The organism is Kitasatospora purpeofusca, assembly GCF_000718025.1.
GTDB lineage: Bacteria > Actinomycetota > Actinomycetes > Streptomycetales > Streptomycetaceae > Kitasatospora > Kitasatospora purpeofusca.
Genome location: NZ_JODS01000028.1, coordinates 48,167 through 62,357 on the forward strand (window position 1 = coordinate 48,167; position 14,191 = coordinate 62,357).

The following is a 14,191-nucleotide window of genomic DNA, read 5'->3' on the forward strand; positions in this document are numbered from 1 at the left end:
CGGCGCACCCCCGGGGGCGCGTGTCCCGCGCGGGCGCGCGGCGGGCGAACTGCCACAGTGTGGGGAAGTCCCCGCCCCGGGGAGCCCCCAGCCCGGGGAGCCCCCGCCGAACGCCCCGAGGAGCAACCGATGAGCCGCCGGGACGGCACCCGCGCCGATGTCATCCCCATCTCCGAGGCCGCCTCGGCGCAACCGCCGGCGCCCCGCACCCCGCCCGCGCCCACCCCGCTGCCCCGGCCCACCCCAGGCCGTCCGCCCCTGCACGGCCGGGTCGGGGTCGTCCTGGTGTCGCACAGCCAGGAACTCGCCAACGCCGTCCGCGCCCTGGCGCTCGCGCTGACCCCCTCCACCGCCCCCGCCCCGGTGGCCGGCACCGGCGGGGACCTCGTCGACGGACCCGGCATCAGCGCGGTGCTCGTCGCCGCCGCCACCCGCCGGGTCGACCAGGGGCACGGCGTGGTCGTGCTGGCCGACCTCGGTGGCGCGGTGACCACCGTCCGGGCGCTGCTCGCCGAGGCCGACGAGCACGGGCTGCCGTTCCCGGTGCGGTTCGCCAACGCCCCGTTCGTCGAGGGCGCGGTGGCCGCGGTGGCCACCGCCACGGCCGGCGGCGACCTCGCGGCGGTGCTGGACGCCGCCGAGGAGGCGTACCGCCAGCCCAAGGGCTGACCGGGGTCGGGGCGCCGCCGGGGGGCCGCCGGGACGGGGCCGCCGACGCCTCCCGTGGCCGCTTCCGGCCGCCCGCGGCCGTTCTCGGCGTTCCGGCACACGGCGGGTGACCGCGCGGCTACCATCGGCGCGGGGCCGGCCGAGCGGGCCGGGTCGTCGCGAGGGGGGAACCTCAGCCATGCGTGTGGTCGTCACCGGCGGAGCCGGATTCATCGGGGCCAACCTGGTCCGGGCCCTGCTCGCCCGGCCCGAGGTGGACCAGGTCCGGGTCGTGGACAACCTCTCCACCGGGCAGAAGGCCAACCTGGTCGGCACCGGGGCCGTGCTCCACGAGGGCACGATCCTCGACCCGGAGCTGCTGGACGACGCCTTCGCCGGTGCCGACGCGGTGGTCCACCTGGCCGCGCTGCCCTCCGTACCGCGCTCGGTGGCCGATCCGCTGGCCAGTCACCACGCCAACGCCACCGGCACCCTGGAGGTCCTGGAGGCCGCCCGCCGCGCCGGGGGCCTCTACGTGGCCGCCGCGTCCTCCTCCTCGGTCTACGGCGCGAACCGGGAGCTGCCCAAGCGGGAGACCATGCGCACCGCGCCGATGAGCCCGTACGCGGTCAGCAAGCTCGCCACCGAGGCCTATCTGGCGGCCTACCACCACTGCTACGGGCTGGGCGTGCTGCCGCTGCGGTTCTTCAACGTGTTCGGCCCGCTGCAGCCCGCCGGGCACGCCTACGCGGCGGTCGTCCCGGCCTTCCTGGACGCCGCCCTCGCCGGGCGGCCGCTGACCGTGCACGGGGACGGCGGGCAGAGCCGGGACTTCACCTTCGTCGGCACCGTCACCCAGGTGATCACCGACGCGGTGCTGCGCCGGGTCGTGAGCGCGGACCCGGTGAACCTCGCCTTCGGCACCCGCACCTCGCTGCTGGAGCTGGTCGGCGAGCTGGAGTCGGTGCTCGGCCACCCCGTCGAGGTCGCGCACACCGAGCCCCGGCCGGGCGACGTCCGGGACTCGCAGGCCGACAACGCGCGGCTGCGCGAGCTGTTCCCCGACGTCCGCCCGGTCCCGCTGCGCGAGGGCCTGGAGCGGACGGCGGCCTGGTTCCGCACCCTCTAGGTGTGCTGTCCGGACCGGTCCAGGGCCTGGTGCGTCAGAAGCGCTGTACGCCGTCCCACTGGAAGGCCGTCTCGGCCGCGCCGGACACCGCCCGGTCGATCCAGCCGAGTTCGCGCTCGCCCATCGGCGGCAGCGCGTCCAGCGGGTACCAGCCGACCGCGAGGGTCTCGTCCTCGTCCGCCTCGATCTCCCCGCCCAGCGGGCGGCAGCGGAAGACGACCTCCAGGTACTGCGTCACATCGCCGTTGGGGTAGGTGATGTCCGGCGAGACGGTGAGCGCGACGAGCCGTTCGGCCACGGTGGCAATCCCGGTCTCCTCCAGGCACTCCCGGACCGCCCCGTCGGCCGGCTGCTCGCCCGGGTCGAGGATGCCGCCCGGGGGCGCCCAGTTGCCGTCGTCGGCGCGCTGGACGAGCAGCACCCGGCCCTCCTCGTCGAGGACGACCGCGGCGGCGGCGCTGAGCCAGAGCTTGCGGGGGCCGACGACCGCGCGGAGATCGGCCAGGAACTTCGGAATCGCCATGCCCCGCAGCCTATCGGGGCGCTCGACCCGCCCGTTCGGCACCTGCGGAGCAGCGGGTGGGGTGCTCAGGACCGGCGCAGCGGGCGGGCCGGGGAGCCGACCACCACCTCGCCGGGGGCGACGTCCCTGGTCACCACCGCGGCCGCGCCGACGAAGGCCCCGGCGCCGATCTTGCGGCCCTGGAGCACCACCGCGTTGGAGCCCACGGTGGCGCCGTCGGCCAGCAGCACCGCGCCGGAGACGTTGCCGCCCGGGTAGACCGTCACCCGCTCGCCGAACACCGTGTCGTGGCCGACCGTCGCGTTGTAGTGGACCTGGCTGTGCGCACCGAGCCGGACGCTGCTGGACACGTACGCGCCGCCCATCACCAGGCAGCCCGGGCCGAGCAGGGTGTCCGGGGCGATCAGCGCCCGGGGGTGGACCAGGGTGAACGGCTCCGCCCCCCGGCCGTCCAGCAGGGCGGACAGCCGCTGCCGGACGGCCGGGTCGGCGATGCCGACCAGGTAGCGGGCGCCGGGGCCGAGCTCCGCGGGCCTACGGACGGGCAGGCCGCGGACGGTGGCGCCGTGCTGGCGGTCGTCGAGGAAGCCCGCGACCGGGACGCCGGCCGCGAGCGCGGTGTCCAGCGCCTCGCGGCCGACGCCTCCGGCGCCGGCGATCCAGAGTGCGGGCGAGTCCGTCGCGGAGGGCATGGGGGCCATCCTGCCGGGTCCGGCGGTCAGGACGCCTCCTCGACGGCGGCGCCGACCGGTGCCGGGCGGGACGGCCGGGCGCGGAGCGGCGGTACCGGCCGCGGCCCGGTGGCCTGCCGGGGCAGGCCGATCACGGCGGGAGCCGGCTCGGGGACGGTGGTGGCCGCGGTGGCCGCGGTGGTGGCAGAGGCGGCCGGGGCCGAAGAGGCCGCAGCGGTGTCGGCGGGCTCGGTCGGCGCCGGGAAGCCCGGGTTGACCCCGCCCGCGGCGGTGATCCCGGCCGGGTTCAGCAGCACCTTGACGGTCAGCAGCAGGATCCGCAGGTCGAGGCCGAACGAGCGGTTCCGGACGTACCAGAGGTCGAGCTCGATCCGCTCCGGCCAGGTGATGGAGTTGCGGCCCTGGACCTGGGCCCAGCCGGTGAGGCCGGGCCGCACGTCGAGTCGGCCGCGCTGGCGGTGGGAGTAGTGGACGACCTGCTCGGGGAGCGTGGGCCGGGGCCCGATCACTCCCATCTCGCCGCGCGCGACGTTCCACAGCTGCGGCAGTTCGTCCAGGCTGGTCCGGCGGAGCAGGTCCCCGAGCCGGGTGATCCGGGGAGCGTCCGGCTCCTCCGGGAAACGCTTGTCCCGCATGGTGCGGAACTTGAGGATCTCGAACTCCTGGCCCAGCAGCCCGGTCCGGGTCTGCCGGAAGAGCACCGGTCCGCCCATGGTGCAGCGGATCAGCAGAGCGATCACCAGACCCAGCGGAATCGCGACGATCCCGGTCAGGACGGTGATCGCGAGGTCCCCCCCTCGCTTCATGACGGTCCTTCCCCTGATGCGGTGGTGTGGTCGTGGGCGGGCTCAGCCGACCGTCCAGGGCAGCCCCTTCGCGCGGGCGACGGCCGCGTAGGTGGCCAGTGAGACGGCGGCGACCGCCCTTTGGTCGAACGCCGCCTCGGCGCGGCGGCGGGCCGCCGTGCCGAGGCGCTCGCGCAGGCCGGGCTCGGTGAGGAGCCGGTCCAGGGCGCTGGTGAGGGCCCGGGCGTCCCCGGGCGGGGCGAGGAGCAGGTGCTCGTCGTGGGTGCCGATCTCGCGGCAGCCCCGGATGTCGCTGAGCACCATCGGGAGGCCGCCGGCGGCGGCCTCCATGGCGGAACGGGAGAACCCCTCCCGGTAGGAGGGGAGGACGAAGACGTCCAGCGCGGCGTAGACGGCGGGCATGTCGGCGCGCGGACCGAGGAAGGCGACCCCGGACTCGGCGCCGTGGGCGTCCGGCTTGTCCGGGTCGTCGGGGCCGATCCAGACGAACCTGGCCTTGCCGGCCAGGGCGCGGGCGGCCTCGGCGTACTCCCCGATGCCCTTCTCGGCGACCCGGCGGCCGACCCCGCCGACCAGCAGCTCGTCCGGCCCGAGGCCCAGCTCGGCGCGCAGCCGGGCCCGGGCGCGGGCGCGTTCGCCGGGATCGGTGGCGAAGCGGGTGAGGTCCACGCCGTTGCCGACCACCCGCGAGCGGCGGGCCGGGACGGCGCGGGCCAGGGTCCGCCGGTCCTCGCCGTTCTGGTACAGCTCGGCGTGCGAGAAGCGGGCGGCGAAGGCCTCCGCGCCGAGCACGAAGGCGCGCTTGGCGAGCGGGTCGTGCGCCTGCGCCCACAGCCCGTGGCAGGTGTTGACCACCACCGGGACCCGGGCCAGCCGGCCGATGACCCGACCGAGCACACCGGTCTTCGGGTTGTGGGTGTGCAGCACGTCCGGGCGGATCCGGCGGAGCACCGCCAGGAGTTCGCGGGCCGCTGCGGCGTCGGCCCGCGGCTCCCAGGCCCGGGTCAGCGCGTGCAGCGGCTCGTGCCGCACCCCGATCGCCGCCAGATCGGGCAGGTAGGGGCCCGGGGCGCTGATCCCGTACGTCTCGAAGCCGGCCTCCAGGTCCACCTTGAGCTCGGTGGCGAGGAGCAGTTGGAGGCTCATGTCGACGGTGGTGAGGTGGGCGACGCGCAGCGGGCGGCCGCCGGGGCCGCGCAGGCGCGGGGGTATCCGGTCCTCAGGCACGGGCGCCCACCGCCTTCGCGGTGGCGACGATCCTGGCGTAGGCGCGCTCGGGGATCAGCCGGCCGTGGAGTTTGGCGCGGAAGAAGTCGATCGGGTCGGTGCGGCGGACCGGCACCCGGCGCAGCCGTACCGGGTCGACCCCGGGGGTGTTGCGGCCGACCTCGCCGGTGGCGGCGGTCCGGAATCGGGCGCGCAGCGCGGGTTCCATGTGCGGGACCGGCACGCCCCAGGTGTAGGCGTAGTGGCTGGGGCGGACGCCGAGGTGCTGCTCGACCTCGTCGTTGCAGGCGTCCAGCTCGGCGGTGGTGAGCAGCTCGGGGCGGGCGTGGGTGCGGGTGTGGTTGGCGACCGTGCACAGGCCGGAGGCGGTCATCTCGCGCAGTTGCTCCCAGCTGAGCGCGGGGGCGCCGGTGGCCTTGGCGGTCGATCCCTCCCAGCGCATCTCGCCGCCGACGTGGCCGCTGGCCAGGTAGACGGTGAACGGCAGCCGGCGCTCGCGCAGCAGCGGCCAGGCGTTGTCGAAGACGTCCGCGAAGCCGTCGTCGAAGGTGAGGACGACGCCCGGGGTGCGGCGGCCCGACTCGATCCGGTCGGTGGCCTCGTCCAGGGAGACCACCCGGCCGGGCGGCAGGGCGGCGAGCAGGTCGGCCTGGGCGGCGAAGTCGGCGGTGGCGACGTCCAGCTCGTCCGGGCTCCCGCCGCCCACCCGGTGGTAGATCAGCACGGTGGCGCCCTCGCCGGGACTGCTCCCGACCCGGCGCGCCAGCTGGCGCTTCACCTGGGCCCGGATCCCCCCGTTGACCGGGGCCGTTCCGGGCACGGCGCTGCCGCTCATCGTTCCCCCCTCTGCGGCACCCTCCCCGGCGCCGGCAAGTGGCCTCGCATCCGGCGCAGTTGGCGCCCCGGACCGACATCACAGTAGGGGGAACTGTGGGGCTGGTGGCCCGGAATTGTGAAAGAAGCGAGAAGGAGTTGGCAGTTGGGCCGAAAACCGGCCGATCCGACCGGATGGATCCGATCGGGAGTTCGGTACGCGGGCCGTTACGGGGAATTCGACAAAACCGCGGGCCGGGCGGCCGGGACAGCTGTTCCGGCAGGCCCTGCCGGTGTGCCGGGGCGTCCTCGGACGGTCGGTTCAGGCCGCCGCGCGGCGGTGCCGGCGGAACACCGCGACGCCGATCCGGCCGAGCAGCAGCACACCGGCGGCGAGGCAGCCCGCGACCGCCATCGCCCAGGCCGGTCCGTCACTGTCCGGAACCACGACCGCGACCACGATGCCCAGCGCGAGGCAGGCCAGACCGACCAGCGCCAGCGGCACCTGGTGGGTGACCAGGGCACCACCGTGCCAGAACCGCGCCATCCGGGTCGCGCCGTGCGGGTGGTGGTGATCACGTTCCGCGTCTGCCATGAGCCCAAGGTACCTCGGGGCCGCCGCCGGAGCAGCCCGCAGGGCGTGACCTTTCGGCCACACCGGGTCACCGTCGACCCGGTCGGCCGGGGCGTGCGCGCGCACTCCGCCGGTGCGCCCCGGCGCGCGCCGGGGTGTCCGTCGCGGCGCCCGGTCCGGCGCTGATCCGGCTCCGGATCGGGCGTCGTCCCGAGTTCGTTCCGGCGCCGTCCCGGGATTGTTCCGGCGCTGCGAAAAAACCTTGCCGGTCCGGTACAACCATCAACGGGGCGTAGCTGTCTCCATTACATTGAGCGATCCAGGAGCCGTCCGCGGTGCGGGTTGGGAGTCCCCGCCGTGGACCGGAGATACCCAGGGGGCGGAGCCGCCGCGCCCTGGAGTCGGAGGCCGGGCTCTGTCCTCCGGCGGTACCGCCACGCCGCATCGGCGACCGAGGGGGAACCGTGCCGCAGTCCCATTCCACGACGACGACCTCCGGCCTCACCGCGCTCAACAGGGCCGTGGTGACCGCCCTGTCGGACCTGCGGCCGCCACCGACCGCCGCACCGCCACCCGCGCCCGGCCCCGCGCGACCGGCGGCCGCGTCCCCCGCCACTACCGTGCCGACCGACGGGCAGCCGGTCGGCACCCAGGCCGGCGACCGGACGCGGCGGTCCCCCGCGGCGGCCACCCGCACCTGCTCCCGGCCCGTCCGCGCGCTGGTGCCTGCACCCGCACCCGCACCCGCAGCGACGCCTGCGGCCGTGCCCGGGCGGCGGACGCCCGAACGCGCCGAGGGTCAGGCCGACGCGCGGGGCGAGTGGCTGCGGTTCGCGCCCGTCCAGCCGCTGTTCCGGGCCAGGGCGGCGCAGCGGCTCGCCGTGCTCGCGTACCACGGGGTCACCGACCCCCGGTCGTTCGGCGCGCAGCTCGACCGGCTGCGAAGACTCGCGACGCCCGTCTCGCTCGCCGCCGTGCAGGAAGCCGTCGCCGAACGACGTCCGCTGCCCGCCCGCAGTGTGCTGGTGACCTTCGACGACGCCGACCGCAGCGTCCTGACGCACGCGCTGCCCGCGCTGCTCGAACGCGGCATCCCGGCCGCGGCCTTCGTCATCTCCGAGCTGATCGGGACGGAGCGGCCGTTCTGGTGGCACGAGGCCGACTTCCTGGCCCGGCACGGCGGACGGGCCCGTTCGCTCGACTGCGGCCACCCCTCGCAGCTGCTCCCCCGGCTCAAGGCGATGCCCGACCCGGACCGCCGGCGCAGCCTCCAGGAGCTGCGGGTCAGCGCGGACCGGCGGCCGCCCGGCCAGGAGCAGCTCACCCCCGCCGACCTGCTGGCGCTGCGCGAGGGCGGCGTCGCCATCGGCAACCACACCCAGGGGCACCCGTGCCTCGGCCGCTGCGACGACGTCACCGTCCGGGCCGAGATCACCGGCGCCCACGAGGCCCTCACCCGCTGGCTCGGCGAGCCCCCCATCGCCTTCGCCTACCCGGACGGCGGCCACGACGTCCGGGCCGAGGGTGTGCTCCAGGAGCTGGGCTACCGGCTCGGCTTCCTCTCCGACCACCGCCTCGGCCCCCGGCTCCCCTCCCACCCGCTCCAGATCAGCCGGCTCCAGGTCGACTCGACCACCAGCACCCGCCGCTTCGACACCATCCTCTCCGGCCTCGAACCCGCCTACCGCCGCTGGCGCGGCCAGGCCGCCTGACCCCCGCGCAGGAAGTCGGCCGCTCCGACTTCCTGCGCCCGGCAGCGGGGCCGGGCGCGGGGCCGGGCGCAGGAAGGGGCACGCACAGGAAGTCGGAGCGGCCGACGTCTGCTGCCCGGAACCCAGGCCCACACCCGAGCGATCGCACGCGTGGGGAGTCGGCCCGACCGACTTGCGAGCCGCCGCGCGACGGACACCCACAGCAACCACCGCCCGCACAGGAAGTCGGACCCACCGACCTCCCGGTCCGGGGCACCCACCGGCGGAACCACTCTCGCGAAGGCATCGGGGCCGACCGGCCGGCCGGATCCGGACGCGCGAGAAGTCGAAGCGGCCGACTTCCTGCGCGCGGCCGCCCCCACGCCCGGCAGAAGGCCGGGGCGCAAGCGGGGTGGCTCGAAGCGGCTGGTCCACGTCTGTCTACGGCCGGACCCGCCCACACACGCGAAGCCTCCTGACGACCAACGACCACGTATACGGGAAGTCGAGCCGGCCGACTTCCAACGCGCGGCCTCCGTCACGGCTGACTGAAGACCCGGCATTCGCTTCGCCCCCGTGCAGGAGCCGACCGGCCAGGACGGCGCGGGCCGGGTGGAGGGGTGGTGGCCTCGGCGGGCCGGCGCGACCGGGTGGGCCGATCCCGGTCCGCCCGGTGGCGGTCCCGGGTGGCCCGCAATCGGGTCGGCGTCGGGTGTGCTGCCTCGGCCTGCGTCCGTGCGGGCAGGTGGTCGGCGGGAGTGGCGGCCCGCGCAGGGCCGACGAGCAGGCTCGGGCCTGCCGGGGCGGCGAGGCGGGCGACCCGGAGAGCAGCCGGAGGCCGCCGGAGCAGCGCAGCAGGCAATCCGGGAAACAACCGGGCGGCCGTCCTCACGCCACAGGGCGGCGGAGGCGGACGATCCGGGGGGAAGCATCCGGGAGACCGATCCCGAGGCCAGGCAGCCGGCGGCCGACCCAAGGCGACCCGGGTGCAGCCGGGCGGACGCCACCGAGCCGCCGGGCGCTCCGGGAGCAGCCGCGGAGGGTGTCCCCCACGCCGCCCGACGTCCCGGGCGGCCGGGGCTCAGGCGGCCGGGGTCGGGATCGGGGGGGCTCCGAGGAGGGCGGTGCCGGGGTAGGCCAGGGCGACGGCGGGGAGGGTGGTCGGGATGCCGGCGTGGAGGACGGTGAGGGTCCCGTTGCCGCGGCGGGTGGGGTCGGCGACGCGGCGGAGGGCCTGGGCGACGACCGGTTCGGCGGAGCCGTGCAGGGTGAGCGTGGGCAGGGCGGTCGGTGCGACGGCGGCGCGGATGCGTTCGGCGACCAGTTCGTAGTGCGTGCAGCCGAGGACGAGGGCCGCCGTTCCGGCCGGGGTCCGGGCGGCGGCGTCGGCGATCGCCGCGTCGATCGCGGCCTGGTCACCGTGGTCCACGGCGTCGGCGAGGCCGGGGCAGGCCACCTCGGTGACGGCGGCGGTTCCGGCGAAGTCGCGGATCAGTCCGCGCTGGTACGCGCTGCCGGTGGTGGCCGGGGTGGCCCAGATGGCGACCGGGCCGCCTAGCGCGGCGGCCGGCTTGATCGCCGGGACGGTGGCGATGACCGGGAGCGCGGGCTCCAGTTCGGCGCGGAGGGCGGCGAGCGCGTGCACGGAGGCGGTGTTGCAGGCGATGATCAGCGCGTCCGGCTCGTGCGCGGCGGCGGCGCGGGCGCAGCCGAGGGCGAGTTCGGTGATCTCCTCGGGCGTCCGGGGGCCCCAGGGCATCGAGGCGGGGTTGGAGGAGAGCACCAGATCGACGTCCGGGCGCATGGTCCGGAGTACGCCGGCGGCGGCCAGCAGGCCGATTCCCGAGTCCATCAGTGCGATCTTCACGCTTCAAGACTTTAGTCGATGACCCGCCACGGGCCCTTGGTGCGGCAGACTGCCCGGGTGACCGTCCTGCTGTGGATCGCCGTGCTCTCCCTGCTGGTCTGGCTCTGGCTGGCGGGCTGCCACGGGTTGTTCTGGCGTACCGATGTCCGGCTGCCGCCGCGCCGTCCGCCCGAGCGGTGGCCGCAGGTGGCGGTGGTGGTGCCGGCCCGGGACGAGGCGGAGGTGCTGCCGCTGTCCCTGCCGAGCCTGCTGGCGCAGAAGTATCCGGGGCGGGCCCGGGTGGTGCTGGTGGACGACCACAGCTCGGACGGCACCGGTGCGCTGGCGCGTTCGCTCGCCGCCCCGGGGGGCCTGGAGCTGACGGTGGCCTCCCCTCCCCCGCTGCCGCCGGGCTGGACGGGCAAGCTGTGGGCGGTGCGGCACGGGGTGGAGCTGGCGGGGGCGGACGCCGAGTACCTGCTGCTGACGGACGCGGACATCGCGCACGGGCCGGACTCGCTGGCCGAACTGGTGGCGGCGGCGGAGGCGAACCGGCTGGACCTGGTGTCGCAGATGGCCAGGCTGCGGGTGGAGACGGGGTGGGAGCGGCTGATCGTGCCGGCCTTCGTCTACTTCTTCGCCCAGCTCTACCCGTTCCGGTGGAGCAACCGGCCCGGTTCCCGGACGGCCGCGGCGGCCGGCGGCTGCTCGCTGGTGCGGCGGGAGGCGCTGGAGCGGGCGGGCGGGGTGGCGGCGATCCGGGGCGCGGTCATCGACGACGTGTCCCTCGCCCGGGCGGTGAAGGCCACCGGGGGCCGGACCTGGCTGGGTCTGGCCGAGCAGGTGGACAGCGTGCGCCCGTACCCGCGGCTGGGGCAGCTGTGGCGGATGGTGTCGCGCAGTGCGTACGCCCAGCTGCGGCATTCGCCGGTGCTGCTGCTGGGGACGGTGCTGGGGCTGGCGCTGGTGTACCTGGTGCCGCCGGTGGCGGTGCTGGCGGGGGTGGCGGCGGGTGCCTGGCCGGTGGCGGTGGCGGGCGGGGCGGCCTGGGCGCTGATGACGGGCACCTTCGTCCCGATGCTGCGCTACTACCGGCAGCCGGCTGCGGCCGCGCTGCTGCTGCCGTTCACGGCGGCGCTGTACCTGCTGATGACGGTCGACTCGGCGGTGCAGCACTGGCGCGGCCGGGGCGCCGCCTGGAAGGGCCGGACGTACAAGTAGCGGACGTGCGGACAGCGGGCGGACAGGTAGTGGACGGACAGGCAGCGGGCGGACAGGTAAAGGCCGGACGGGCGGGGGCCGGGTGGGCCACACTGTTCGAATGGACCGTCAGACGATCTCCCGGCTCGCCCACGCCCATCACCCGATCGCCGCGCCACTCTCCGACGAGGCCGTGGCGACGCTGCTGGAGCGGGCGCTCGGCCCGGAGGAGGAGGGGCGGGTGCTCGACCTCGGCTGCGGGCAGGGCGGCTGGCTGCTGCGGGCGCTGGCGGCGCGGCCGCGCCGGCGGGCGGTCGGGGTGGACCTGGACCCGGGCGCGCTGACCCGGGCCCGGGAGTCGGCGGAGGCGGCGGGGGTGCAGCGGCGGTTGGGGCTGCACCATCTCGATGCCCGGGAGTTCACCGACCGCGAGCCCTTCGGGCTGGTCCTGAACGTCGGCGCGACGCACGCCTTCGGTGGGCTGCTGCCGACGCTGGCCGCCGCCCGGGAGCATCTGGCGCCGGGCGGCCGGGTGCTGGTGGGCGAGGGTTTCTGGGAGCGCGAGCCCTCGTCGGCGGCGCTGGGCGGACTGGGCGCCGCCCGCGAGGAGTACACGGACCTGGCCACCACGGTCGACCGGGTGGTGGCGGCCGGGTGGACACCGGTGTTCGGCCACGTCAGCAGCCTGGCGGAGTGGGACGACTACGAGTTCTCCTGGACGGGCTCGCTGGCCGCGTGGGCGCTGGACCACCCGGATCACCCGGACGCGGCGGACGCCCGGGCGGCGGCCGACCTGCACCGTGCGGAGTGGCTGCACGGCTACCGGGGGACGCTGGGCTTCGTCACCCTGGTGCTGCGCCGGGACTGACGTGGCAGGACGGACGCGGCAGGACGGCCGCCCCTCAGGGCTTGAGGCGGGCGAGGAAGTCGTCGATCAGCGGGGCGATCTCGGGCAGCTTCTCCTCCAGCGCGAAGTGCCCGGTGTCGAACACGTGGAGTTCGGCGTCGGGCAGGTCGCGCAGGTAGGCGCGGGCGCCGGGCTCGGTGAAGAACGGGTCGTTGCGGCCCCAGACCACCAGGGCCGGCGGCCGGTGGGTCCGCAGCCAGTCCTGCCAGACGGGGTAGAGCTCGACATTGCTGTGGTAGTCGAGGGCGAGTTCGACCTGGATGTCCTTGCGACCGGGCAGGTCGAGGTGGTGCTGGTCGAGGGTCCAGCCGTCGGGGGCGACCAGTGAGGGGTCGCCGGTGCCGCCCTCGTACTGGGCCCGGGTGATCTCCTCGACGAGGATGGCGCGGGCGCGTTCGGCGGCGCCCTCGACGCCGGGGCGGTTGGCGACGAACTCCCGTGCCTGCGCGGAGAGCCCCTCCTCGTAGGCGTTGCCGTTCTGGACGATCAGGCCGGTGATCCACTCGGGGTGGCGGGTGGCGAGCCGCAGGCCGACGGGGGCGCCGAAGTCGAAGACGTAGAGGGCGAAGCGGTCGAGGCCGAGGGCCAGGCAGAAGCCCTCGACGACGTCGGCCAGGGTGTCGAAGCGGTAGCGGAAGTCCTCGGGTGCGGGGCTTTCGCTGTGGCCGAAGCCGGGGTAGTCGGGGGCGATCAGCCGGTAGCGGGTGCCGAGCGCGTCGAAGAGCCGCCGGAACTGGTGGGAGGCGGACGGGAATCCGTGCAGCAGCAGGAGCACGGGGGCGTCGGCCGGTCCGGTCTCCCGGTAGAAGACGCGCAGGCCGTCGACATCGACGTGGCGGTGATGGATGTGCGGGATCGTCAGCTCGCTCATGCTAACCATTAAACACCCGAGTACCGGTTAGAGGAAGAGCTGATCAAGGAAAGAACCGGTGTCACCGCCCCAGCAGCCGCAGGGCGGTCGGCTTGGTGAACTCGTACCTGGTCATCTGCTCCAGGTCCTTCAGCCAGCCGACCGTGCGGCCCGGCCGGGCGAGCACCCGGGCGTAGAGCTCCTCGAAGGCACCGGTGACGCTCTCCAGCGAGAACCGGCCGACCACCCATTCCCGCCCCCAGGCGCCCAGTTCGGCCCGGCGCGCCGGATCGTCGAGCAGCCCCCGCAGTTGGGCGGCCAGCGCCTCCGGCGACCGCGAGCCGTCCCCGAAGCCGTACATGCAGCGCGAGGCGTGCGGTTCGACCAGCGGCCCGGGCTCGTGCACGGCGGCGTACCCGGCCGCGCCGTGCACCACCACCGGCTTGCCGAAGGCGAGTCCGCGCAGCGCGGAGCCGCCCATGCCGAGGACGATGTCGGCGCCCTGGTAGGCGGGTCGCGGATCGGCGAGCTGGCCCGGGACCAGCACCGCCGGACGGCCGAGCGCCTCGTTGACGGCGGCGGCGCGGGCCCGCAGCGACTCCAGGCTCGGGCCGGTGCCGACGATCACCAGCCGGACCCGGGGGTCGTCCAGCTGCCGGACGGCGTCCACGGTGAGCTCCGCACCGGCGTCCTTCTCCAGCGCGGGGACCAGCCGGGTGACGATGGCCAGCAGCAACTCCTCGTCCCCGATGCCGTGTTGGCGGCGGAAGGCAGTGCCGTCGACCAGGCCGGGGGCGTCCGTGGCGGTGTTCACCGGCGGTTCGATCAGGCTGACGTCCCGGTGGCCGAAGGCCCGGCCGTCGCCCAGCAGCGCGCCGAGGCCCAGCACCAGGGGCTGGTGCCGGGGCAGGCCGCGCAGCATCCGGATCCCGTAGAAGGTGGTGACCACCGGGATCCGCCCGTAACGGCCGGGCCCGAAGTAGGAGTTGCGGGCCGCCCTGACCTCCCAGGCGTGCAGCAACTGGCTGCCGTGCTCGGCGGCCAGCCGGCCCAGCCGGCGCCGGACCTCGGAGTGCGGGGTGTCGGGGCCGCCCGCCACCACCACGTCCAGACCGTGGCCGGCCGCCACCTCGACCAACGGGGCCGGTCCGTCCACCCCTTGGGCGAACAGCACCGGGTCGTGACCCCGGTCGCGCAGGGTGCGGGCGATGTCGACGGCGTTCAACTGGGCGCCGCCCAGGGCCAGATTGTTGAGATGGACGAGCACCCGGACCGATCTCACGCC

The 14,191-nt window shown here is 75.6% G+C and carries 14 protein-coding genes; 5 read left to right on the top strand and 9 right to left on the bottom strand.

The window, feature by feature from the left end; translation table 11 throughout:
• The first annotated feature begins 258 nt into the window (after positions 1–258).
• Both IF01_RS0130855 and IF01_RS0130860 read left to right on the top strand, forming a co-directional pair.
• Positions 259–669 (top strand): PTS-dependent dihydroxyacetone kinase phosphotransferase subunit DhaM, encoded by a 411-nt coding sequence (locus tag IF01_RS0130855; RefSeq protein ID WP_030396881.1) that lies wholly within the window; start codon positions 259–261, stop codon positions 667–669.
• 178 nt (positions 670–847) lie between these two features.
• Positions 848–1,777, top strand: coding sequence for an NAD-dependent epimerase/dehydratase family protein (locus tag IF01_RS0130860; RefSeq protein WP_030396882.1), 930 nt, complete (start codon positions 848–850; stop codon positions 1,775–1,777).
• 34 nt (positions 1,778–1,811) lie between these two features.
• Here IF01_RS0130860 and IF01_RS0130865 read toward each other — a convergent pair whose 3' ends face one another.
• The 6 genes from IF01_RS0130865 to IF01_RS0130890 form a co-directional block, all read right to left on the bottom strand.
• Positions 1,812–2,300, bottom strand: coding sequence for an NUDIX hydrolase (locus IF01_RS0130865; protein WP_030396883.1), 489 nt, complete (start codon positions 2,298–2,300; stop codon positions 1,812–1,814).
• A gap of 65 nt (positions 2,301–2,365) precedes the next feature.
• Entirely contained in the window at positions 2,366–2,992 is a 627-nt protein-coding gene (locus IF01_RS0130870; RefSeq protein WP_030396884.1) for a NeuD/PglB/VioB family sugar acetyltransferase, read from the bottom strand.
• Between the two features lie 26 nt (positions 2,993–3,018).
• Positions 3,019–3,798, bottom strand: a complete 780-nt coding sequence (locus IF01_RS0130875) for a sugar transferase (protein WP_233290519.1) — start codon at positions 3,796–3,798, stop codon at positions 3,019–3,021.
• 42 nt (positions 3,799–3,840) lie between these two features.
• A complete protein-coding gene (locus tag IF01_RS0130880; RefSeq protein WP_051742912.1) occupies positions 3,841–5,025 on the bottom strand; it encodes a glycosyltransferase in 1,185 nt (394 codons plus the stop codon).
• Positions 5,018–5,860 carry a polysaccharide deacetylase family protein gene (locus IF01_RS0130885; RefSeq protein ID WP_051742913.1) on the bottom strand — a complete coding sequence of 281 codons (843 nt, stop codon included), beginning with the start codon at positions 5,858–5,860 and terminating at the stop codon, positions 5,018–5,020. The genes IF01_RS0130880 and IF01_RS0130885 overlap by 8 nt, the downstream gene beginning before the upstream one ends.
• Before the next feature lie 300 nt (positions 5,861–6,160).
• On the bottom strand, positions 6,161–6,433 hold the full coding sequence (locus IF01_RS0130890) for a hypothetical protein (protein WP_149030651.1): 273 nt from the start codon (positions 6,431–6,433) through the stop codon (positions 6,161–6,163).
• 443 nt (positions 6,434–6,876) lie between these two features.
• Here IF01_RS0130890 and IF01_RS0130895 point away from each other — a divergent pair, with 443 nt between their 5' ends.
• On the top strand, positions 6,877–8,124 hold the full coding sequence (locus IF01_RS0130895) for a polysaccharide deacetylase family protein (protein WP_244215684.1): 1,248 nt from the start codon (positions 6,877–6,879) through the stop codon (positions 8,122–8,124).
• 1,060 nt (positions 8,125–9,184) lie between these two features.
• Here the strand turns inward: IF01_RS0130895 and IF01_RS0130900 are convergent.
• Complete coding sequence (locus IF01_RS0130900; RefSeq protein ID WP_030396890.1) at positions 9,185–9,970, bottom strand: glutamate racemase; 786 nt, start codon at positions 9,968–9,970, stop codon at positions 9,185–9,187.
• Between the two features lie 18 nt (positions 9,971–9,988).
• Here IF01_RS0130900 and IF01_RS0130905 point away from each other — a divergent pair, with 18 nt between their 5' ends.
• The gene (locus IF01_RS0130905) at positions 9,989–11,170 is read left to right on the top strand and encodes a glycosyltransferase (protein ID WP_051742914.1); all 1,182 of its coding nucleotides are present in this window, start codon (positions 9,989–9,991) and stop codon (positions 11,168–11,170) included.
• Positions 11,171–11,270: 100 nt separating this feature from the next.
• Positions 11,271–12,017, top strand: a complete 747-nt coding sequence (locus IF01_RS0130910) for an SAM-dependent methyltransferase (RefSeq protein WP_030396892.1) — start codon at positions 11,271–11,273, stop codon at positions 12,015–12,017.
• Positions 12,018–12,051: 34 nt separating this feature from the next.
• Here IF01_RS0130910 and IF01_RS0130915 read toward each other — a convergent pair whose 3' ends face one another.
• Complete coding sequence (locus tag IF01_RS0130915; protein ID WP_030396893.1) at positions 12,052–12,927, bottom strand: alpha/beta fold hydrolase; 876 nt, start codon at positions 12,925–12,927, stop codon at positions 12,052–12,054.
• Between the two features lie 61 nt (positions 12,928–12,988).
• Positions 12,989–14,188: a glycosyltransferase family 4 protein gene (locus IF01_RS0130920; RefSeq protein WP_051742915.1), complete on the bottom strand. Its 1,200-nt coding sequence runs from the start codon at positions 14,186–14,188 to the stop codon at positions 12,989–12,991.
• Positions 14,189–14,191: the final 3 nt, after the last annotated feature.